Genomic DNA, 19,757 nt, shown 5'->3' with positions numbered 1-19,757 from the left:
TGGGTCGGGAAAGGCGATCGACTTCGATAGATGCCAAAACCGCACAAAAAATTTTCGTGCTATTTTTCCATTTGAAATCAAGACTGTAACGTTTTGACGGCCCATGGGTCGGCTTCTTGCGCGGCAACGAATAAAAAACCTAGCTATATCAATGGCCTAACTAGATTTAGAACAATCGAGTGGGAATGAGCTCAAATTCGGTCCGACGGACGTTAGGGTGTCGGGTGGGTTGTGATCAGGCGGGGAACGTACGTCACTCTGATCGCGTCCTCGCCAACCCGGTCGCTGGCCACGAGACGCAGCGTTGAAGTGGCGATGGAGCGCCTCGCCCGGCATCGGCAGCCCGGGCCGGCCCTCGGCGCCAGCGACATAGTCGTCGAGCGACTGCATCATTCCGAACACAAGCTTCGCCATGCACAGGCTCCTATCGATCGACGACGATCCGAAGGGATCGCATTCATTTATACCTCGCCCTTACTTCGTCGGTTCGTTGGCTGCACACATTCTCTGACCTGTTCACGTTGGCCGGTAAATCTGCGCCACCGCGGCCCCCGGAAAGGCTTTCGAGCTCACCAGCTTGAGAGACATCGGCGCGGCGAGTTCGGAGAACAGCGGCAGGCCTTTGCCCAGCGCCACGGGGCCACCATCAGGGCGAGCTGGTCGACCAGTCCTTGGGCGACGAGACTGCGGGCGAAGCTCACTCCGCCGTGGGCGATGATCGGCTTGCCCTCTTGGGCTTTCAACTTCGCGACTTCCTCCGCCAAGTCACCGCTCGCCACATAGGCCTCCGCCCAACTTTCACCACCGGGCTGCAATTTCGCCGGCTGGTTGCGGCTGAGGCAACTGCCGCCCGCCAGGTGGCGAGAGGCATGTGAGACGAAGCCGCTGCACGCCGACTGATTTGATTCCCAAAACCGGATACGGGTCTTTCCGTAACGGCGCCAATCAGCTGGTCGATTTTTCTCGGCCGGGTTCTCCTTTCGTCGCGCCCAGGCGGGTAAGCAGATTGAGCGTGATCCTGCCGACATCGTTCATGGCGCCTGCGGCTGGCAGCGCGCCGCACCAGGCAACCGAGCTTGCCGAAAAGATCAAGCCGCCTGCTGCGAGCTTTCGCAGGGTCATTTCGGCGCAGCGGCGGGCGATGCGTTGCTTATCCCCGCCCTCATACCAGCGCGTCGGATCCTGGAAGAAGCTGTCGGGAAATCCCGTCGCCCGCGCGATCACGACGGTGTCAGCGGAAGTGCCGAGGGCTGGATCCGTCGCATCCACTTCGTAGCCCGCGGCACCGCCCAGCACCATGCCGTCGGTGCCGAAGGTCGCATTTTCAACGCCTTCGAACAGCCATGCGCATCCTGCTTCATGGCTTTCCTCAGTGCGCGTGAAGGGGCGTGCGCCATCGAAACCCATCAATGAGATTGCACCGCCGATCAGCGAGAATTCGCCTCGGCCGCGGCAGCGGAGATAGCCGCCTGGTTCGTTGGTGATCGACAGCGCCTGTTCGGCGACCGGGCCGTCCCAGGTGCGGCCGGCCTCCAGCGGCGAGCGCCGCAACTCCATCAGGTCGTCCTTGAAAGCCACAGTGGCAGCAAAGCCGTTTCCGCCGAGATAGGCGATGCTGCCGCCTTCGGCTACAAACTGCCGCAGCGCCTGCTCCATCTCGATCGACACATATTCGGGATGACTGCCGGTGACGACGGCTTGATGTCGACGCAAACCGTCTATGCCGCATTCGTGCAACTCGTGATCGGTCATGACGTCAAACACGATTCCATTGTCGTGGCAGAATCGGAGGAAATGCAGATCGACCGGCAAATTGTGTGGGCAGCCGCAGAGCGGATAATCGTAATCGTCCCTGAGCGTCACTTTCGGCTTTTTGTAGGAGCAGATGGAAACACCGCTAAGGTCGGAATGGTAGTCGTAAAGGGATTTCAGATTGTTGGCGATCGCGAAGCGATGTCCCCGGTCGTCGCCTTTCCATTCATAAAGATGATCCGGGAGATATTCGTCCGCATAAGCGAGATAGGTGGCCGTCGGCACGAGATACAACAGCGGCGACGAAACCTGTGAAGAGGTGACGAAGAACACCACGCGTTCGTAGCCACCCTCCCATTCGGCCTGGAACGCGTAGACGCCTGGGTGTGCGTTTTCGGGGATCGTCACGCGGTGCGAGACCGGCCACTCAAGTGGGCCGATGTCGTCGTCGTGGCAATGGATAGCGTCGTAGTGCGACGGCACCAAGCGAGGCTCGAAGCTCGATCCGTCCCAGCGTGCCGAAGTCACGCAGAAGGCTGGCTGATTGATCACGTCGAGGAGCAACGGATCTGCTCCGCCCGACGTCAGGATCGCCTGCGTTGGTAACAGCGTCGGGAAATCCCAGGCAACAGTCCCCTGTGGGGTGTCGAGCCGGATCGCAGCAAATTTCGCGTTGAGGGTAGGTTCGTGGTTGGTGGCGCTTGCGCCGAAATGGATGTCGTGCGCCTGGAGGGTCCGCTCAGGGCCGGCAAAACCTTCATGGAGTTCGTAAGGCGCGAGACGGTCATGGGATTTGATGCGCAGGCGCAACTGCTCCTGCCGCAGGTCCAACTCGACAGTGAGCCACACACCAGTTGGCGCCTTCTTCTCGACAAGGGTTTCGCCGCCGATTTCCACGACAAATGCGCCGTCGCGGAGGCGCAGCCCGAGGGCGCCTGCTTCCAGGATCGTGCGCGCACCTTCGTTGCGCGTGAGGAACAGCTCGAAACGTATGTCGTGGACGGCTTGTACTTTGGCCAGTTCGCCGGCTCGCACGAACAGGAACGACCCTTGGTCGAAATGCCGACGCCGTGCTTCACCTACCGTTTCGATGGGCCAGGCGAGAAATTCCGGAACCGGCTTGTCGAGCCGGCAAATTCGTGTGGCCTTGATCGGCCGATCGCATGACAGGCTGAGGTTGATCCGCTGGCCTGCTTTGGCACTCCAGGGGGTGGTATAGCCGACCACGCTCATCGCGTCGTGGTCTACTGCGCGCTTCATCTATCCCCTCCCGATGAACTCCAGATGGGCTGGGGCGAACCGCGTAGACCGGTCCGATGTCGGTCAATGCGCTGCCGCTCTGACAAGCAAAGTTCCGCATGGCGCACTACAGCCATGATGTACATGCTTGTATAGATAAGCTGCATTCGGATAGTCTCGACGCGATCGGTCCAAGCGCGACATTACCAAGGAGGATGACATGCGCAACGCATCTCTCTTCGATCTGTCAGGCAGGAAGGCGCTTGTAACCGGCGCAAGCCGTGGCATCGGGCGCAGCATCGCCGAGGCGCTCAGCGCGGCCGGCGCCGACGTCGCGGTCGCGGCGCGCAGCGTGGCCTCGCTCGAGAAGACGATGGCCGCCATCCGCACCGCCGGCGGGGTCGCGCACGCCGTCGCCCTGGATGTCACCGATGTCGACCGCTGCCGGGCGGCGACAGCCGAGGCCGGCAGCCTGCTCGGAGGTCTCGATATTCTCGTCAACAATGCGGGGGTGGAAGAGGTCCGGCCTTCACTCGATGTCGACGAGGCCTTGTGGGACCGGATTGTCGATACGAATCTCAAAGGCGCCTTCTTCTGCGCCCAAGCCGCCGCGCGGCAGATGAGAGACGCCGGGCGGCCCGGCGTCATTATCAATCTCTGCTCGCTGACCTCCGAGGTTGGGGTTCCCACGGCGGTGCCGTACGGCTCGTCGAAATCAGGCCTCCTCGGCATGACGCGGGCGCTTGCTGCAGAGTGGGCCGATCTCGGGATCCGGGTCAACGCCATTGCGCCTGGCTATTTCAGAACAGCGATGACAGACGTGTTCTACAGCAACGAGGCATGGCAGCAATCGATGCTCGCCAAGATTCCGCAGCGCCGTTTTGGTGATCTCTCGGACCTGCACGGAATCGCGGTGTTCCTCGCTTCGGATGCGGCAGCCTACATAACCGGCCAGTCCATTCCCGTGGATGGAGGTTTTCTCGCATCGATTTGAAGGCTTCAGGGGCCGGAGACGTGTCCCAGAAGTGATCGACAAGCGCTAATCGTAATTGCGTTCTAAGAAAAGGAGCCGCCATGTCTGACGTCAGCTTCCACCGCCTGTCATCCCTCAGTGTCGATCAGCGGGCCAGTTTACTGAAACGCGCCGAAGGAGATCTGTCTTCCTTCATCGAAAAGGTCCGTCCAATCATCCAGGCCGTCAAGGATGAAGGTGACGCGGCACTGCTCCGGTTTGCACGCGAACTCGACAAAGCCGATGTTGCCGACGGTGGACTGAAAGTTTCGGAAGCGGAGTTCGACGCGGCATTCGACAAGGTCGACAAGGACGTCGTGGAGAGTATCCGGTTCGGCATTGAGAACATCCGGCATTTCCACGAGGAGCAGCGCCCGGAAACGATGTGGCTCAAGGAAGTTCGGCCGGGCGCCTATGCGGGCGACCGATACACACCGATTGCTTCCGTTGCGCTTTATGTTCCGCGCGGCAAAGGCGCCTTTCCCTCGGTGACGATGATGACTTCGGTTCCGGCGGTGATTGCCGGGGTTCCCCAGATCGCGATCGTGACGCCTGCGACTTCGGATGGTTCCGTCGACGCCGCGACGCTGGTTGCTGCCCGCATCGCCGGCGTGGAGACCGTGTACAAGTGCGGCGGCGCCCATGCGGTCGCCGCCGTCGCCTATGGGACCGAGACTGTGAAGCCTGCCGTCAAGATCGTCGGGCCGGGGAGCCCCTGGGTGGTGGCGGCAAAGAGCGTGTTGTCCCCGATCATCAACACAGGTCTCCCCGCCGGTCCTTCCGAAGCGATCATTTTTGCCGATCACAGCGTCGACGGCGGCTTGGCCGCTCTTGACCTGTTGATCGAGGCCGAGCACGGGCCGGATTCCTCGGCCTACCTAGTGACGCACAGCCGCAAGGTCGCCGAAGCCGCGTTGATTGCGATACCGGAACACTGGTCCAGGATGAGCGAACAGCGTGTGGAGTTCTCACGCGCGGTGCTGACTGGGAAGCGCGGCGGCATCGTGCTGACCGAGTCGCTGGAGGACAGCTACCGGTTCATCAACGACTATGCGCCGGAGCACCTCGAGATTCTGTCAGCGGAGCCATTTGCGCATCTCGGACGTATCACGGAAGCTGCCGAGATCCTCATGGGTCCGCATACGCCGGTGACCCTCGCCAACTTCGTCCTGGGACCCAATGCGGTGCTGCCGACCAGCCGGTGGGCGCGAACCTTTGGACCGCTTTCCGTGACGGATTTCGTCAAGAGATCGTCGGTCGGCTATGTGACCTCGGCGGCCTATCCGGAACTCGCCCTGCATGCCCGCAGGCTCGCCCGCTACGAAGGATTCAGCTCGCATGAGAACGCGGTTTCGGAGATCCGCGATCGCTATCTCGCCGGCTGAGCGGAAACGATGACGATGAGGGCGGCGCGGCTCCATGGACCCGGCGACCTGCGCGTCGAGGATATCGCCGCGCCAGGCGCTCCCGAGCCAGGCTGGGTGAAGCTGAGGGTCGATGCCGCAGGCATTTGCGGTTCCGATCTCCACAACTTCCGCACGGGCCAATGGATAAGCCGATCGCCTTCCACGGCCGGCCATGAGCTGACAGGCACGGTGATTGCCATCGGCGAGGGCGTGGATACCGTCGGTGTTGGCGACCGAGCGGTCGCCGATTCCCGTTTCTGGTGCGGAGAATGCGCGCAATGCCATGCAGGCAAGCGGCATCTTTGCACGTCGCTGGGTTTTGTCGGCGAGATATGCGACGGCGGATTTGCCGAACAGGCGGTCCTGCCCGCACGCCTCCTGCACATCGTCGATGCCGTGCTTGACGAACGGGTCGCGGCGATGGCCGAGCCGCTGGCTGTAGCGTTGCACGCAGTGCGGCGTCTGCCGAAAACGGCCGGTTCCGTTCTTGTCGTCGGCTGCGGGACCATTGGCGGGCTTGCCGCACTGCTGCTTTCCCGGACATTCGCAGGTACCGTGCTCGTCGCCGACCGCAATCAGGGCCGCTGCGCCCGCGTGGCGCGGGTCACCGGCGCCAGCATCGTCGATTTGAACCGGAACGCCATCGCCGCCGCCACCGCGGATGCCCCCTTGCTCGCTGCCGTCGAAGCGACCGGCAGCATCGCAGCACTCGGCCAGTTGCTCGGCGTTCTCGACGCCGGCGGCACCGTTGCGATGGTCGGCATATTCCACGGCCGCCTCGATATCGATCCCAACATCCTGGTTGAACGCGAAATCGCATTGCTGGGATGCCACGCCTTTGCCGATGAGCTTCCCGACGCCATCCGGATGCTCGGCGAATTGACCGAGCCCATGGTCGAACTGATCGACCGGGAGATCGGCCTGGATGATATTCCCGCAGCCTATAAGCGGTTGTTGGCGGGACAGGGCGATGGCTTGAAAACAATCATCCGGATGCGGTCTGCCGGGCGCGTGTGATTTCCGAACCTTGCCGGAAAGGATTTTTGTAATGATCACTTTGCCCGACACCGCCAGCCCTCTTTACGAGAAGGTCAAGGACTACATCCTGACGAATATCGGAACGGGGCGATGGAGCAAGGACCGCAAGCTGCCGTCCGAAAATGAATTCGTGGCGACACTCGGCGTGTCTCGGATGACGGTCCATCGTGCCTTGCGGGAGTTGACCTCTGCGGGTTTTCTGATCCGGCTCCAGGGCGTCGGCACATTCATCGCGCCGCCTCGACCGCAATCCGCACTGATCGAGATCAACAACATCGCGGCGGAAATTGTCGCGCGGGGAAACATGCATCGCTCCGAGGTTATCGTCCTCGAAAAGATCACGCCGACAAAGGAGCTCGCGCTTTCGTTTGAGTTTGCAAAGCGCGTGTCGGTCTATCATTCCATCGTCGTCAACTTCGAGAACGACCTGCCTGTGCAACTGGAAGAGCGCTTCGTCAACCCGGGCCTGATACCCGACTATGACAAGCAGGATTTTTCCAAGACAGCGACCTACGACTACCTCATGCAGAAAACCCCCGTGACGGAGGTCGAGCACATCATCTCGGCGACCCCTGCCGATGCCGAGACGGCGCGGTATCTGGGCATCGACGTCGGCAGCTGCTGCCTGTTTCTGCATCGCCGGACATGGACGGGCGCCGTCGTTGCCACGATCAGCAAGCTGACTTACGTTGGCAGCCGCTACTCGCTTGGCAGTCGATATTCTCCATCCAAAAAAACCTGATCGCAGTGAAGCGAATCAGAGTCGGAAGGAGCGGGCTAACTTGTATATGCATGTATGTATTTAGCCTTGACATCCGCTGTTGCTGACGTTGAAGTGTCGTCGCACTTTCGTTGAACGAACAGCTAAGATGCCGAGGCACGGTGCCGCAAGAGCAGAAGCCCGCATTCTCACCAGGCCGGATGTTTGGTTCAAAAAAGCGGCCTGATCATCAAGGGGAACAAGATGATGCGTAACCTAGCAGGACAATTTCGGGCACTCGTTATGGCTGCTGCCGTCGGGTTTGCCCCGGCGGTCTACGCGGCCGACACGACAATTCCGGCGACGCCTGAGGCAGGAACATTCAAGATCGGTATCGAGCCATGGCTTGGCTACGGCCAGTGGCACATCGCCGAAGCCAAGGGTCTGTTCAAGGCAAACGGGCTGTCCGACGTGCAGATCGTGAACTTCGCCGAGGACAAGGACATCAACGCCGCCCTGGCGAGCGGCCAGCTCGATGCCGCCAACATCGCGACCCACACGGCTATGGGAATGGTTGCGGCCGGCCTGCCGGTGAAGATCGTGCTTCTGCTCGACGTCAGCATGACGGCAGACGCCATGATCGCCGGCAAGGACATCGCCTCCGTCGCCGACCTCAAGGGCAAACAGGTGGCTTTCGAGGAAGGCACGACGAGCGACATCCTGCTCAAATACGCGCTCGCCAAGAACGGCATGTCCATCGCCGATGTCCAGCCGGTTCCAATGCCGGCGGCGGATGCCGGCAGTGCGTTGATCGCCGGCCAGGTCCCGGTCGCGGTTACCTATGAGCCCTATCTCACCGCGGCCAGGGCACAGAACAAGGACGTCAAGCTGCTCTTCACCGCAGGCGAAGATCCCGGCCTGATCAGTGACGTGTTGGTGGTGCGCGATGAGGTGATCAAGTCGCGTCCCGGCCAGGTGCTTGCCATGATCAAAACCTGGGATGCGGCCCTGAAGGCTTACAATGCCGACACGCCCGACGGCCGGGCGATCATCTCCAAGGCGGTTGGTTCGAGCGTCGAAGACCTCAACACCGCCTTTGATGGCGTGCGTTACTATACTCTCGCCGAAAACAAGGATGCGCTGACGGGCGAATTTTCCACCAAGACATTCGCCGATGTCGAGGCAGCCGCCAAGAACGCCGGGCTGCTTCAGGCGGACGTGACGCCGGAGCAGATGATCGACCCGTCATTCGTCAAGGCCGCGAAATGACGAGGGCCGGCTCGCGGTGGTGACGCAAATGTCCGAGCAGCGTGCGACCAAGCCAAGCCCGTCTCACGCAGCGCCGGGGCAGGTGATCAAACAGCCGATGCGCCGTCGCCCCTACACCGGGGTCGGCGCGCCCATCGCACGCGCGCGCGTCCGGATGATAGCAGTGGGGGTTTTTTAAGGCCACGGCCGCCCCGGGTGGGCGGCAACGGGGTTGGGGCTGGTAAAGCCGATTTTCCTGCCCTCGCCGGGGAGCGTGGTGACCCAGCTCGGCAAGCTCTCGGGTGACGGCACGCTGTGGCTGGATCTCAGGACCTCGATATACCGTATTTCTGTTGGCTTCCTCATCGCCTCGGCATTGGCGATTCCGATTGGCGTGCTGATCGGCAGCTTCAGGACTTGGGAAGCGGCGATCGAGCCGCTTGTGGATTTCATCCGCTACATGCCGGTGGTCGCTTTCGTGCCCCTCTCCATCCTGTGGTCGGGGACCGGCGATGCCCAGAAGTTCCTGATCATCTTCATCGGCACCTTCTTTCAGCAGGTGCTGATGATCATGGACAATGTGAAGCGGGTTCCCGCTGATTTCATCGGCCTTGGCAGGACGCTCGGCCTGCCGGATCGCAGGATCCTGACGCGCATCGTGGTTCCCAGCGCCTTGCCAGGCATCTGGGATACGTTGCGCATCAGTCTCGGCTGGGCATGGACCTGGCTGGTGTTGGCGGAACTTGTCGCGGCGACATCAGGGCTCGGCTACCGCATCACCGTGTCCCAGCGTTATTTCCAGACAAACACCATCATCGGCTACATCCTGCTGCTGGGCGTGCTTGGCCTCATTACCGACCAGGTTATGAAGGCACTGGGAAAAGTGCTGTTCCGGCAGGAGGGCCACGTGCAATGAGGCCGGGCCGATGAGTTTGCCCAAATTGCGGATCGAGGGTCTCCACAAGAGCTTCGGCACGGGCGCGCGGCGCACGGAAGTGCTGCGCGATATCAATCTCGATCTTGCCGACAACGAGTTCGTCTCGCTGGTGGGCACGTCGGGTTGCGGCAAGAGCACGCTGCTGTCGATCGTTGCCGGACTGCAGGATTTCGACGCGGGAGATCTTGCCATCGATGGCGCGCCGATCCTGCAGCCGGGCCTCGACCGCGGCGTCGTCTTCCAGTCCTACACCCTGCTTCCCTGGCTGACGGCGCAGCAGAACATCGAGTTCGCGCTCAAGGCCGCGGGTCATGATCGCGCGACCTGCCGCAGGATAGCACGCGAGCATCTCGATCTGGTCAAGCTCCCGCACAGCGCCAATCGTTATCCGTCTGAGCTTTCGGGCGGCATGAAGCAACGGGTGGCCATAGCGCGTGCTCTTTCGTATCGACCCAAAATGCTTCTGATGGACGAGCCCTTTGGCGCGCTCGATGCCTTGACCAGGCATCAGATGCAGGAACTCCTGACGCAGATCTGGGAGGAGCACAGGCTCACCGTGCTCTTCGTCACCCATGATGTGGAAGAAGCCGTCTACCTTTCGGACCGCATCGTCGTGATGGGGATCGGCCCAGGACGCATCATGCAGACCTTCAATGTCGACATCGAGCGCCCGCGCCGGGAAGAGGTCATGGAAACCCCGGCCTTCATGGATTTGCAGCGCAGCGTGCACAAGGCGATCCGCGAGGCCTCAAAACGTCCCGAAATGGTTTAGGCGAGCCACTCAATTACTTACAATCGGCGACCAGCGTTGCGCCCAATCTCGATATCGCGCCATCGCAATTCCTGACTAGAGCGGTTCCTGATTTGACGGAATCGAAGGGGATTCCGGATCAGTCGGTTTTGTGATTCAAGATGCTGGCTGGAGTGGAGGCCAGCATCGGATGACGCGACCTCTTTCGGATGATCTTCGCGAACGTGTTGTAGCGGCGGTTTTGGGTGGCGAGAGCCGCCGGTCGGCCGCGAAACGGTTCGGCATTTCGGTTTCGGCGGCGGTGAAGTTGTTGCAGCGCCATCGGGCGACTGGCTCGGTTGCGCCTGGCAAGATGGGCGGACATCGCAAGAGGGTGCTGGAGCCGCACCGTGCCTTCATCGAGGCGCGTGTGCGTGAGACGCCGCATCTGACACTGCATGGTCTGAAGGATGAGTTGGCCGCACGCGGGGTCAAGGTCTCGCACAACGCGGTCTGGATGTTCTTGAGGCGCGAGGGCCTGAGCTTCAAAAAAAACGCTGTTCGCCCTTGAGCAGGCGCGCGCTGATATTGCCCGCAGGCGTCAGCGATGGCGCTCTTGGCAGGCCGGCCTCGATCCGCAGCATCTGGTCTTCATCGACGAGACCTGGATCAAGACCAACATGGCTCCGCTGCGCGGTTGGGGGGCCGAAGGGCGAGCGGCTGCGCGGCTTGGCCCCGCACGGCCACTGGCGCACGCTGACCTTCCTCGGCGCGCTGCGCTGCGATAGGCTCGCGGCACCTTGCGTCTTCGACGGGCCAATCAACGGCCAATGCTTCCGCGCCTATGTCGAGCAGCAGCTCATCACCGTGCTGAAACCCGGCGACATCGTCGTCATGGATAATCTGGGAAGTCATAAGTCGGCGGCCATCAGGCAGATGATCAAGGCGGCCGGCGCCAGGCTTTGGTACCTACCGCCCTACTCCCCAGACCTCAATCCGATCGAGCAGGCCTTTGCCAAAATCAAACACTGGATGCGCCAAGCTCAGAAACGTACCGTCGAGGACACTTGGCGCCACATCGGCCACCTCGTTGAAACGATCGAGGCAACCGAATGCAACAACTACTTCGCAAACGCCGGCTACGCTTCCATCAAAACGTGAAAGGCTCTAGAGGAGCCGCGATCGGCGGCTTTCTCCTTAACCTCGAAAAAAATTTGCAGGACAATGTCGATTTCCTAAACTCCGTTCGTCGTTTCGATGCCGGGCCGGTGAGTCCGGCTCAACAAGGAGACAGACGATGCGTGTGATGGTGCTCGTGAAGGCTACCGAGGACAGCGAAAAGGGCTTTGTCCCCACGCCCGAGGCGAAGGAGGCGATGGAGGCGATGGGCAGGTTTAACGACGAGCTGCGCAATGCCGGCATCTTGCTCGACGCCGATGGCCTCAAGCCCTCCTCGCAGGGCAAGCGCGTTGCCTTCGATGGCCCCCGCCGGACGGTCATCGACGGGCCTTTCGCCGAGACCCGCGAACTGGTCGCCGGCTTTTGGCTCTGGGAAGTCAAGGACATGGACGAGGCGGTCGCCTGGGTGAAGCGCTGCCCCAATCCCATGCCGGGACCGAGCGAGATTGAAATCCGGCCGCTGTACGAGATGGCTGATTGGCAATGGGAATCTGACGCCGGAGGTCACGGAAATCCATGACCGGACGCGCGAGAAGCTCAGCGGCAACTGAACCTGTCGGCCGCAACCTGCTTTGCCTTCGTTATGGCTTTGGCCGATAAGGCAGCATGACGGCAGGCGAGACGCAGCAGGCGATCGAGGCGATTTTTCGCATTGAACGGGCCCGGCTCATCGCGGGCCTGGCCCGCCTCGTGCGCAATGTCGATCTTGCAGAGGAACTGGTGCAGGACGCCCTCGTCATAGCCCTATCCGAATGGTCCAGGACCGGCGTTCCGGCCAATCCTGGCGCTTGGCTGATGACAGTCGCCAAACACCGCGCCATCGATGCGATTCGTCGCGACAAGATGCGCGAGCGCAAGCATGAGGAGATCGCGCGGGAGCTGGACGGCGAGTGCGACGGTACGGCCGAGGGAAACGAAATGGCCATGAACAACGATCTTGGCGACGAACTGCTGGGCCTCATCTTCACAGCCTGCCACCCCATACTTTCGGCCGACGCCCGCGCGGCCCTCACGCTGCGTGTCATCGGCGGCCTGACGACGGACGAGATCGCCCGTGCTTTCCTGTCGAGCGAGGTGACGATCGCCCAGCGCATCGTCCGCGCAAAGCGGACGATCGGAAAGGCCAGGCTCAGCTTCGAGGTGCCGCGCGGCGCCGAGCGTGCGGCGCGTCTGTCCTCGGTGCTGGAGGTCATCTATCTCATCTTCAATGAAGGCTATGCCGCCACGGCAGGCGACGACCTTGTCCGGCCGAGCCTGTGCCTGGAGGCACAACGGCTCGGCCGCATGCTGGCGGGGTTGATGGCCGAGGATGCCGAGGTGTTCGGCCTGCTGGCTCTGATGGAAATCCAGGCATCGCGCCTGCCGGCACGCATCGGGCCGGACGGCGCCCTCTTGACCCTGACCGAGCAAAACCGCGCGCGCTGGGACCAGCTGCTGATCCGCCGAGGCCTTGACGCGCTGGCCCGTGCCGAAGCCCTCGGGGGCGATGGCCCCTATGTGTTGCAGGCCGCGCTTGCAGCCTGTCACGCGCGGGCGCGCAGTCCGGCCGACACCGACTGGCCCCGCATCGCAGCGCTCTACGACCGGCTGCGTGCAGTGATGCCCTCGCCGGTGGTCGATCTCAATCGAGCGGTCGCCCACAGCATGGCCTTCGGGCCCGAAGCGGGCCTGCGGCTGGTAGACGAGATTGCCGACGCCGCCGCCTTGCGCAATTATGCGCCATTGCCGGCGGCGAGGGGCGATTTTCTGTTTCGGGCCGGCCGGCTGGCCGAGGCCCGCGCCGAATTCGAGGCTGCGGCCAAGCTCACCCGCAACGTGCGCGAAGCGGCCTTTCTCCTCGCCCGCGCAGACGCTTGTGGTTGACAGCATCGCTCTCCGTGCCCGACGCGCCGCTCGGCAACATCGAAAGCCGCCAGTTCGCTCCCGGCCAGCCCCCTTCAATGAGCGTGATCAGCTCGCAACGCGAAAGGGATTAACGATGCGCAAGCCTTCGTCGAGCGCCATTCCGTGCTGCATGTCCTCTGACCAGAGTGTATCGCAGCCAGCGTGAACCGCCGCGGAGGCGATCATCGCTTCATAGGTGGAACGGCCGTACCGCTCGGCGAGCCTCAATCGGTTTATTCATTTTGGAGGAGAGGGCCTCGATCATGCCAGCAACTGCGTCGGCACGCCGAGAATCGGTCCTGCCTCGGCGAGTCGCTGGTCGAGGGTCCACACCGTGGCGCCATGCTCCGATGCCGTCGCGAGGTGCAGGGCGTCGCCAGCACGAAGCCCGAGGATATGCTGATCGGCGAATTTCGCGGCGACCCGAAAATGCCCGCCCGTCACCGGCAGCACGGTGAAGCTCTCAGCGACAAGCCTATTGAACATCGCGAGCGCTGCCGCGCGTTGCTCCAGGTCGATCTGTCCGGTCCGAAGCTTGATCGCCATGGCGGAGGACATCTCGGTGATGGTCCAGTCGCTGATCACAAGTTGCGCTGGGTCCTGCTCCGCCAGCCAGCCCTGAACGCGCGCGGTCATGGCTTTGTTGGATAGCGCCGCGATGATCAGCGAAGTATCGAGATAGGACGTCAATAGCGATCGCCATCTCGCATCGATCGCACCAGATCGGCGGCAGCCTGAGCCTGCAGAGGCATGGTTGCGGTCAGGGATTGGAGCAGGACGGCGTCGATCCGTTTGCGAGGGCGGGCCACGGCCGTGAGCCTGGCGACCGGCTTGCCACGCCGGGTTATGTCGATCGAGTCTCCAGCCTCGACCCGGTCGACGAGCTCACTCAGATGTGCCTTGGCGTCCGCCAAATTGATCGCGTCCATCTCAGCTCCTGACCATGTAGATGGTCATATAGCATATAAACGCGTGACAATTCCAGTGCAGAGCACGGCGAATAAGCAACTGGCTGCGTGAGCGAAGCAGGTGACCTGCAACGAGAATTATGCCGCTTCCCGCTTGACTCACACATATCCCGGTGGTTATACATCGATCAATAGCCGAAGGGTTATCGATCCCAATGCCAAACGCTCACGATGTACTCTTCAGAACGCTTGCCGATCCGACTCGGCGCGCTATTTTTGAGCGGCTGTGTCGCGAAGGAGAGCAGACGGTCGGGGCTCTGACGGCTCAGGCCGGGATCTCGCAACCGGCCGTGTCAAAACATCTCGGCGTTTTGAGGCAGGCCGGGCTCGTGCGCGACCGCCATGCAGGGCGACAGACCCATTATAGCGCGCAGCTTGCTGCGCTTGCCCCCCTGATCGACTGGACAAGCCAGATGACCGGGTTCTGGCAGAGCCGGTTCGACGACCTCGAAGACCTGCTCAAAAGGATGGACCAGTGAACCGAACGTCGACCGAAACGCTCTCCGTCGTTGTCGAACGGGAAATCGCTTATCCGCCCGAGAAGATCTGGCGCGCGCTCACGCAACCACACTTGATCGAGGAGTGGCTCATGAAAAATGACTTCAAACCTGTCGCGGACCACCGTTTCAATCTTCACGCAGACTGGGGCGCTGTCGAATGTCAGGTGCAGACGGTCGAGCCGAACAGAACACTGACTTACACGTGGGATACCAAGGATCTCAAGAGTGTCGTCTCCTGGACCCTCACCCCCACGAGCACCGGAGCCCGCTTGCGCATGGAACAGTCGGGCTTCCGGCCGGATCAGCAGCCTTACTTCCGGGGTGCCAAAGTCGGCTGGCCGAGGTTCTTTGACGATCTGGAGCAGGTTCTGGCGCGGACGGACTGAGATCCGCTGGGCTATCCAGGCAAGGGCTCTGTTACAGAGCGACATCACGAGGCGATAATGGAGGCAAGCCAATGAAGATCAAGTTGGCCAAAGTATACGTGGACGACCAGGAAAAGGCACTGGGCTTTTACACCGAAACGCTCGGCTTTACCAAGAAGGCCGATTTCAGCAATGGGCCGTTTCGCTGGCTGACCGTCGCATCACGCGACGAGCCGGACAGTGCCGAGCTGCAACTCGCGCTCAATGACAACCCCGCTGCAAAGACCTACCAGCAAGCCATTTTCCAGCAGGGCCAGCCCGCGGTCATGTTCTTCACCGATAACGTCAAGGGCGACTACGAGCGCATCAAAGCGCGCGGCGCCGAGTTCACGATGCCGCCGACCGAAGTAACCGGCTCGACCATCGCCCAGCTGAACGACAACTGCGGCAATCTCGTTCAAATCACCCAACTGGCGCGCTGGTAAAGCATGCGTTCAGTGGCGTGGCTGCCCGGCGGGAGTCGCCAAACGGGCTGCCCGATCCGCTTCGGTTCGTCTTCAGAGGAGGTCTCAATGGATTGGAACAAATGGGTTCGGCAGATCCACCGCTGGCTATCGATTATCTTTGCGACGGTCGTCGCCGCCATCTTCATCAGCCTGGGAGTAGGCAAGGAACCCGCCTACTGGGTATACCTCTTGCCGCTGTTTCCACTCGGCTTGCTCCTGCTTACCGGGCTGTACATGTTCGTGCTGCCTTACGCTCCCAAGTGGCGCAACGCAGGGGGCACCGGCGCATTGGAGTGAACGCATGGCCGACAAGACGTCCATCAAGTCAGCGGCGGTCGCGAAGAAGCCCGCCGCCAAGCCTGCAGCCGCCAAGCCGGTCCTCCTCGCAGGCGGCAACCCGCAGATCCCGAAGGGTGATGGTGACGCTCCCGTGCAGGCCTACATCGCGGCCATGCCGGGCTGGAAACGCGACGTCGGACGCCGCCTCGACGCACTCATCGAGCGCAACGTTCCCAACCTGCGCAAGGCCGTCAAATGGAACTCGCCCTTCTATGGCGTAGAGGGTCAAGGCTGGTTCCTCAACTTCCATTGCTTCACAAAGTACATCAAGCTGGCTTTCTTCCGCGGCACGTCGCTGCATCCTGTCCCTCCAGGCGAGTCCAAGCACAAGGACGTGCGCTACCTCGACATCCGCGAGGACGACCAGCTCGACGAAGCTCAACTCACCGGCTGGGTAAAGCAAGCCAGCCAGTTGCCTGGCGAGCGAATGTGAGTGGAATGCGAGTCATCCCGCAAACCCGGTGCCGACTAGCGGTATTCATGTGACGGGCGAGCGGCAACAACCCTAGGGAAAGTGACAATGATGATGAAGAGTGGCTCTATGGAAGGAAATGCAGAGAGCTCTCCCTCTCAGCTGATAGATGCGAGGATCAGTGAGCTGGGCGATTGGCGAGGCAAGACGCTTTCCCATGTCCGTGCTCTCGTCAAGCAGGCCGACCCGGAAGTGGTCGAGGAGTGGAAGTGGCGAGGCGTTCCGGTGTGGTCGCACGCCGGAATAATCTGCACCGGCGAGACCTACAAGAACGTCGTGAAGGTGACCTTCGCAAAGGGCGCCTCCCTGCAGGATCCTTCAGGCCTGTTCAACTCCAGTCTCGAAGGCAACACCAGGCGCGCCATCGATATCCGTGAGGGCGAAGACATAGATGAGAATGCGTTCAAGGCGCTGATACGCGCTGCTGCCGCCCTGAACACGGCCCGATAGTCAGCTCCGGCCGATATGGTCGGCTAGCGGGCCGAGAGCGGCGAGCAAAGCTTCGCCGGTGGCTTGCGTCGCGTTCTCATGCGGCGCGCGCAGGTTCAGCCAGCGTCTGTCGCCGGACCGTACCGCCAGCACTGCCTTCATCGCGGAGATGAGGCCGGCGTCCTGGATGATTTTGCGGAACGCCTTAATGGCGGCATCCGCGTCAGTAATGTCCTCTCCCGCCAGCGCTGCGTCGTAGAGGGCCCGGATCGCTGCGGCATTCAGATTGACCGTCGCCGAGATGCAGCCCGCAGCACCGTTGGCGAGGCCTTTCGTCAGCTGTGCTTCCGAACTCGGGAACACCGCGACCCCTGGAGCTGCCGCAATGACCGCCACGGTGTTGTTCCAATCGCCGGCGCTGTCCTTGTAAGCCACCACGACATCCGGAAACGCTTGGCTCAAGCGGGCGGTCAGCGCCGGGCTCACCGGTACGCCGGAATTCTGCGGAATGTGGTAGAGGATCATCCTCATCGCCGGGTTCGCCACCCGTTCGATCAGCTCGCCATAGTAGCGGGCCTGTCCGTTGTCGCCGGCGGCCGTATAGAAGAACGACGGCAGCACCATCACCCCGGCACAGCCGAGCCCGACGGCATGCGCCGTCAGCTCGACGGTCTCGGCAAGTGCTGTGACACCGGTGCCGGGCATCAGATGGCTTGGCGAAATGCCGGCCTCGACCAGCCACTCCAGCGCTTGCATGCGCTCGCGCAACGAGACGGACAACGCCTCGCCCGTGGTGCCGAACGGCGACAGGAAATGCGCTCCCTGATCCAGCACCCACTTGGCGTGTGATATCCAGAGGTCGCGGGCAATGCGGCCGTCGTTTTCGAACGGCGTCAGGATCGGTGCGATGGTTCCTTGTGGGCGGATCATGTGCGTCCTTCTACGGGTGAAAATCTGTGCTGTGCTCAAAGCCGGGCATCAGAAATGTCGAGCAAGCTACATGAGGCAGTGTTGCTGAGTACCGGCCGTTCGACCTCGAAATCAAGCCGCTCGCGCATAGGCGCGCGATTGTGATCGGGCGGCGGTTCTGAGGCTCTCGAGGTATATCCTTGTCACGGGATAACCTCGTCCGGCCGAAAGGGGGGTGACAAACGAGTTCTGCTGTTTCATCAATGCCGCCTTTTGAGGAGAAGCCCATGCGCAGCATCGGCGTCGGCATTATCGGCTGCGGCAACATTTCGGATGCCTATCTGAAGGCATCGCCACAATTCCCGGTGCTCGACATTGTCGGCGTCGCCGACGTCAACCGGACGGCGGCCGAGGCCAAGGCAGCGACCTACGCCCTGGCTGCCATGCCGGTCGACGCGCTGTTGGCCGATCCGCGCGTCGAGATCGTGCTCAACCTGACGACGCCGCAGCATCATGTGCCGGTCGGCCTGCAGGCTGTCGGGCAAGGCAAGCACGTCTATTCCGAGAAGCCGCTGGCAACGACGCTCAGCGACGCCGAGCGGCTGGTCGCGGCCGCGCGCGAAAAGGGCGTGCGCGTCGGCTGTGCACCCGACACCTTTCTTGGCGGCTCCCACCAAACGGCGCGGCGGCTGGTCGATAAGGATACGGTCGGGACCATTGTCGCCGGCTCTGCCTTCATGCAGGTGCCCGGCCACGAGCTCTGGCATCCCAATCCGGATTTCTACTATCAGCCCGGCGGCGGGCCGATGCTCGACATGGGACCGTACTACCTGACCTGCCTGGTCAATCTCCTGGGTCCGGTAAAATCCGTGACCGGGCAGGCGAAGTCATCCTACGCCACCCGCACCATCGGTTCTGGACCGCGCCAGGGCGAGACCATCCGGGTCGAGGTGCCGACCCATATTTCCGGCCTGCTCGCATTCGAGAATGGCGCCGCGGTCTCGATCACCACCAGCTTCGACGTCTGGAAGCATGAACACAATCACATCGAACTTTACGGAACCACGGGCTCGATGATCGTCTCCGATCCCAACCAGTTCCAGGGCGACATCAGGACCAGCCAGTGCAAGGGCGACTGGACGGTGGCCGATCAGATCCATTCCTATGGCGACGGCAATTACCGGGGCCTCGGCCTTGCCGACATGGCGCAGGCGATCGTCTCGGGCAGGCAACACCGCGCCAGTCTCGATCTTTCCCTCCATGTCCTGGAAATCATGGAATCGATCATCTCTTCAGCAGAGATAGGCCAGCGTATCGACCTGAGATATGGCTGCGCCCGGCCGGCGCCGATGCAGGCCGACCTGCCTTTCGGAATTCTGGAATAGGGAATAATGCGATGAGCAAGACGGCACTGATTTTCTGGGGCGGCTGGGAAGGTCACACCCCGGCCCGGAGCGCCGAAATCGTCAAGGAGATGCTGGCCGGCAACGGCTTCGACGTGCAGCTGGAGCAGGGGACTTCGGCGCTTGCCGATCCGCAGCTGGGCATGCTCGATCTCATTGTCCCGGTGATCACCATGTCGACGATCGAAAAGCCGGAGCTGCAAAACCTGACCAGCGCCGTCAGGGCCGGCACCGGCCTTGCGGGCTTTCACGGCACCATGTGCGACAGCTTCCGCAACGAGCCGGAATACCAGTTCATGACCGGCGGCCAGTGGGTCGCCCATCCCGGCAACATCATCGACTATCACGTCGACATCACCAGGCCAGACGATCCGGTCATGCAGGGCATCGACGGCTTCGCCTACCGTTCAGAGCAGTATTACATGCATGTCGATCCGACCAACGAGGTGCTGGCGACGACTACTTTCACCGGCGAGCATCTCGATTTCATCGCCGGCGTCGTCATGCCGGTCGTCTGGAAGCGCCGCTACGGCAAGGGCCGCGTCTTCTACAGCGCGCTCGGCCACACCGCCGACGAGTTCGCCGTGCCGCAAATGCGCACGATGTTCGAACGCGGCGCGATTTGGGCCAGCCGAAACTCGGACCTTGCATAGCCGTTCAATCTGAACGCCACGTACCGTTGTAATCTCTCATAGGGGGCGGCCCGAACGCAGACACAGGCACTGGGCTGCGGCAAGCAAT

At 61.9% G+C, this 19,757-nt stretch carries 20 protein-coding genes and 3 pseudogenes; 18 read left to right on the top strand and 5 right to left on the bottom strand.

Features of this window, described 5'->3' with window-relative positions:
* Window positions 1–695: 695 nt before the first annotated feature.
* Window positions 696–1,028, bottom strand: a pseudogene (locus NKH04_RS08920) (hypothetical protein); the annotation flags it as partial.
* Window positions 946–2,985, bottom strand: a complete 2,040-nt coding sequence (locus NKH04_RS08915; protein ID WP_352473451.1) for a N,N-dimethylformamidase beta subunit family domain-containing protein — start codon at window positions 2,983–2,985, stop codon at window positions 946–948. The pseudogene NKH04_RS08920 and the gene NKH04_RS08915, both read right to left, overlap by 83 nt.
* 226 nt (window positions 2,986–3,211) lie before the next feature.
* Here NKH04_RS08915 and NKH04_RS08910 point away from each other — a divergent pair, with 226 nt between their 5' ends.
* The 10 genes and pseudogenes from NKH04_RS08910 (at window position 3,212) to NKH04_RS08865 (ending at window position 13,104) form a co-directional block, all read left to right on the top strand.
* Window positions 3,212–3,985, top strand: coding sequence for an SDR family NAD(P)-dependent oxidoreductase (locus tag NKH04_RS08910; protein ID WP_352473450.1), 774 nt, complete (start codon window positions 3,212–3,214; stop codon window positions 3,983–3,985).
* Between the two features lie 80 nt (window positions 3,986–4,065).
* Window positions 4,066–5,388, top strand: coding sequence for a histidinol dehydrogenase (hisD, locus tag NKH04_RS08905; protein ID WP_352473449.1), 1,323 nt, complete (start codon window positions 4,066–4,068; stop codon window positions 5,386–5,388).
* A gap of 15 nt (window positions 5,389–5,403) precedes the next feature.
* Window positions 5,404–6,426: a zinc-dependent alcohol dehydrogenase gene (locus NKH04_RS08900; RefSeq protein ID WP_353044252.1), complete on the top strand. Its 1,023-nt coding sequence runs from the start codon at window positions 5,404–5,406 to the stop codon at window positions 6,424–6,426.
* A 31-nt stretch (window positions 6,427–6,457) separates the two neighbouring features.
* Window positions 6,458–7,189 carry a histidine utilization transcriptional repressor HutC gene (gene hutC, locus NKH04_RS08895; protein ID WP_352473448.1) on the top strand — a complete coding sequence of 244 codons (732 nt, stop codon included), beginning with the start codon at window positions 6,458–6,460 and terminating at the stop codon, window positions 7,187–7,189.
* 225 nt (window positions 7,190–7,414) lie between these two features.
* The gene (locus NKH04_RS08890; RefSeq protein ID WP_502904858.1) at window positions 7,415–8,416 is read left to right on the top strand and encodes an ABC transporter substrate-binding protein; all 1,002 of its coding nucleotides are present in this window, start codon (window positions 7,415–7,417) and stop codon (window positions 8,414–8,416) included.
* A 154-nt stretch (window positions 8,417–8,570) separates the two neighbouring features.
* Window positions 8,571–9,311 (top strand): annotated as a pseudogene (locus NKH04_RS08885) (ABC transporter permease).
* A gap of 10 nt (window positions 9,312–9,321) precedes the next feature.
* The gene (locus NKH04_RS08880; RefSeq protein WP_352451005.1) at window positions 9,322–10,104 is read left to right on the top strand and encodes an ABC transporter ATP-binding protein; all 783 of its coding nucleotides are present in this window, start codon (window positions 9,322–9,324) and stop codon (window positions 10,102–10,104) included.
* Window positions 10,105–10,273: 169 nt separating this feature from the next.
* Window positions 10,274–11,223: pseudogene (locus NKH04_RS08875) on the top strand (IS630 family transposase).
* Between the two features lie 136 nt (window positions 11,224–11,359).
* Entirely contained in the window at window positions 11,360–11,761 is a 402-nt protein-coding gene (locus tag NKH04_RS08870) for a YciI family protein (RefSeq protein ID WP_051406115.1), read from the top strand.
* 86 nt (window positions 11,762–11,847) lie between these two features.
* Window positions 11,848–13,104 (top strand): RNA polymerase sigma factor, encoded by a 1,257-nt coding sequence (locus tag NKH04_RS08865; protein WP_352473445.1) that lies wholly within the window; start codon window positions 11,848–11,850, stop codon window positions 13,102–13,104.
* A gap of 282 nt (window positions 13,105–13,386) precedes the next feature.
* On the opposite strand, the gene NKH04_RS08860 is transcribed toward NKH04_RS08865, so the two are convergent.
* Both NKH04_RS08860 and NKH04_RS08855 read right to left on the bottom strand, forming a co-directional pair.
* On the bottom strand, window positions 13,387–13,815 hold the full coding sequence (locus NKH04_RS08860; protein WP_352473444.1) for a type II toxin-antitoxin system VapC family toxin: 429 nt from the start codon (window positions 13,813–13,815) through the stop codon (window positions 13,387–13,389).
* On the bottom strand, window positions 13,812–14,054 hold the full coding sequence (locus tag NKH04_RS08855) for a type II toxin-antitoxin system Phd/YefM family antitoxin (RefSeq protein ID WP_353044240.1): 243 nt from the start codon (window positions 14,052–14,054) through the stop codon (window positions 13,812–13,814). Before NKH04_RS08855 ends, NKH04_RS08860 begins: the two co-directional genes overlap by 4 nt.
* A 194-nt stretch (window positions 14,055–14,248) precedes the next feature.
* On the opposite strand from NKH04_RS08855, the gene NKH04_RS08850 reads away from it, so the two are divergent.
* From NKH04_RS08850 to NKH04_RS08825, 6 genes are all read left to right on the top strand, one after another.
* Window positions 14,249–14,572: an ArsR/SmtB family transcription factor gene (locus NKH04_RS08850; protein WP_023716560.1), complete on the top strand. Its 324-nt coding sequence runs from the start codon at window positions 14,249–14,251 to the stop codon at window positions 14,570–14,572.
* A complete protein-coding gene (locus NKH04_RS08845; protein ID WP_352473443.1) occupies window positions 14,569–14,979 on the top strand; it encodes an SRPBCC family protein in 411 nt (136 codons plus the stop codon). Before NKH04_RS08850 ends, NKH04_RS08845 begins: the two co-directional genes overlap by 4 nt.
* Before the next feature lie 98 nt (window positions 14,980–15,077).
* Window positions 15,078–15,443, top strand: a complete 366-nt coding sequence (locus NKH04_RS08840) for a VOC family protein (protein ID WP_353044239.1) — start codon at window positions 15,078–15,080, stop codon at window positions 15,441–15,443.
* A gap of 87 nt (window positions 15,444–15,530) precedes the next feature.
* Complete coding sequence (locus tag NKH04_RS08835; RefSeq protein WP_352473441.1) at window positions 15,531–15,761, top strand: hypothetical protein; 231 nt, start codon at window positions 15,531–15,533, stop codon at window positions 15,759–15,761.
* A 4-nt stretch (window positions 15,762–15,765) separates the two neighbouring features.
* A complete protein-coding gene (locus NKH04_RS08830; protein WP_352473439.1) occupies window positions 15,766–16,236 on the top strand; it encodes a DUF1801 domain-containing protein in 471 nt (156 codons plus the stop codon).
* Window positions 16,237–16,326: 90 nt separating this feature from the next.
* Window positions 16,327–16,725, top strand: coding sequence for a DUF1801 domain-containing protein (locus tag NKH04_RS08825; RefSeq protein ID WP_352473485.1), 399 nt, complete (start codon window positions 16,327–16,329; stop codon window positions 16,723–16,725).
* Here the strand turns inward: NKH04_RS08825 and NKH04_RS08820 are convergent, their stop codons facing one another.
* Window positions 16,726–17,634: a dihydrodipicolinate synthase family protein gene (locus NKH04_RS08820; RefSeq protein ID WP_352473438.1), complete on the bottom strand. Its 909-nt coding sequence runs from the start codon at window positions 17,632–17,634 to the stop codon at window positions 16,726–16,728.
* 266 nt (window positions 17,635–17,900) lie between these two features.
* On the opposite strand from NKH04_RS08820, the gene NKH04_RS08815 reads away from it, so the two are divergent.
* Both NKH04_RS08815 and NKH04_RS08810 read left to right on the top strand, forming a co-directional pair.
* Window positions 17,901–18,998: a Gfo/Idh/MocA family protein gene (locus NKH04_RS08815; RefSeq protein ID WP_352473437.1), complete on the top strand. Its 1,098-nt coding sequence runs from the start codon at window positions 17,901–17,903 to the stop codon at window positions 18,996–18,998.
* A gap of 11 nt (window positions 18,999–19,009) precedes the next feature.
* Window positions 19,010–19,669, top strand: a complete 660-nt coding sequence (locus tag NKH04_RS08810) for a ThuA domain-containing protein (RefSeq protein WP_352473436.1) — start codon at window positions 19,010–19,012, stop codon at window positions 19,667–19,669.
* The last annotated feature ends 88 nt before the right edge of the window (window positions 19,670–19,757 follow it).

Origin of the sequence: Mesorhizobium sp. M1365, from assembly GCF_040317865.1 — a bacterium.
Classification (GTDB): domain Bacteria; phylum Pseudomonadota; class Alphaproteobacteria; order Rhizobiales; family Rhizobiaceae; genus Mesorhizobium.
The sequence above is the reverse complement of the archived record's forward strand: the minus strand, read 5'-3'. Positions and strand labels throughout refer to the sequence as shown.

What these genes read in the sequence shown, in the direction of transcription:
- NKH04_RS08850 (WP_023716560.1), top strand. Translation starts at nt 14,249, where the DNA reads ATGCCAAACGCTCACGATGTACTCTTCAGAACGCTTGCCGATCCGACT.
- NKH04_RS08890 (WP_502904858.1), top strand. Translation starts at nt 7,415, where the DNA reads ATGCGTAACCTAGCAGGACAATTTCGGGCACTCGTTATGGCTGCTGCC.
- NKH04_RS08820 (WP_352473438.1), bottom strand. Translation starts at nt 17,634, where the DNA reads ATGATCCGCCCACAAGGAACCATCGCACCGATCCTGACGCCGTTCGAA.
- hutC (WP_352473448.1), top strand. Translation starts at nt 6,458, where the DNA reads ATGATCACTTTGCCCGACACCGCCAGCCCTCTTTACGAGAAGGTCAAG.
- NKH04_RS08880 (WP_352451005.1), top strand. Translation starts at nt 9,322, where the DNA reads ATGAGTTTGCCCAAATTGCGGATCGAGGGTCTCCACAAGAGCTTCGGC.
- NKH04_RS08900 (WP_353044252.1), top strand. Translation starts at nt 5,404, where the DNA reads ATGAGGGCGGCGCGGCTCCATGGACCCGGCGACCTGCGCGTCGAGGAT.
- hisD (WP_352473449.1), top strand. Translation starts at nt 4,066, where the DNA reads ATGTCTGACGTCAGCTTCCACCGCCTGTCATCCCTCAGTGTCGATCAG.
- NKH04_RS08810 (WP_352473436.1), top strand. Translation starts at nt 19,010, where the DNA reads ATGAGCAAGACGGCACTGATTTTCTGGGGCGGCTGGGAAGGTCACACC.
- NKH04_RS08915 (WP_352473451.1), bottom strand. Translation starts at nt 2,985, where the DNA reads ATGAGCGTGGTCGGCTATACCACCCCCTGGAGTGCCAAAGCAGGCCAG.
- NKH04_RS08870 (WP_051406115.1), top strand. Translation starts at nt 11,360, where the DNA reads ATGCGTGTGATGGTGCTCGTGAAGGCTACCGAGGACAGCGAAAAGGGC.
- NKH04_RS08855 (WP_353044240.1), bottom strand. Translation starts at nt 14,054, where the DNA reads ATGGACGCGATCAATTTGGCGGACGCCAAGGCACATCTGAGTGAGCTC.
- NKH04_RS08865 (WP_352473445.1), top strand. Translation starts at nt 11,848, where the DNA reads ATGACGGCAGGCGAGACGCAGCAGGCGATCGAGGCGATTTTTCGCATT.
- NKH04_RS08835 (WP_352473441.1), top strand. Translation starts at nt 15,531, where the DNA reads ATGGATTGGAACAAATGGGTTCGGCAGATCCACCGCTGGCTATCGATT.
- NKH04_RS08830 (WP_352473439.1), top strand. Translation starts at nt 15,766, where the DNA reads ATGGCCGACAAGACGTCCATCAAGTCAGCGGCGGTCGCGAAGAAGCCC.
- NKH04_RS08825 (WP_352473485.1), top strand. Translation starts at nt 16,327, where the DNA reads ATGATGAAGAGTGGCTCTATGGAAGGAAATGCAGAGAGCTCTCCCTCT.
- NKH04_RS08815 (WP_352473437.1), top strand. Translation starts at nt 17,901, where the DNA reads ATGCGCAGCATCGGCGTCGGCATTATCGGCTGCGGCAACATTTCGGAT.
- NKH04_RS08910 (WP_352473450.1), top strand. Translation starts at nt 3,212, where the DNA reads ATGCGCAACGCATCTCTCTTCGATCTGTCAGGCAGGAAGGCGCTTGTA.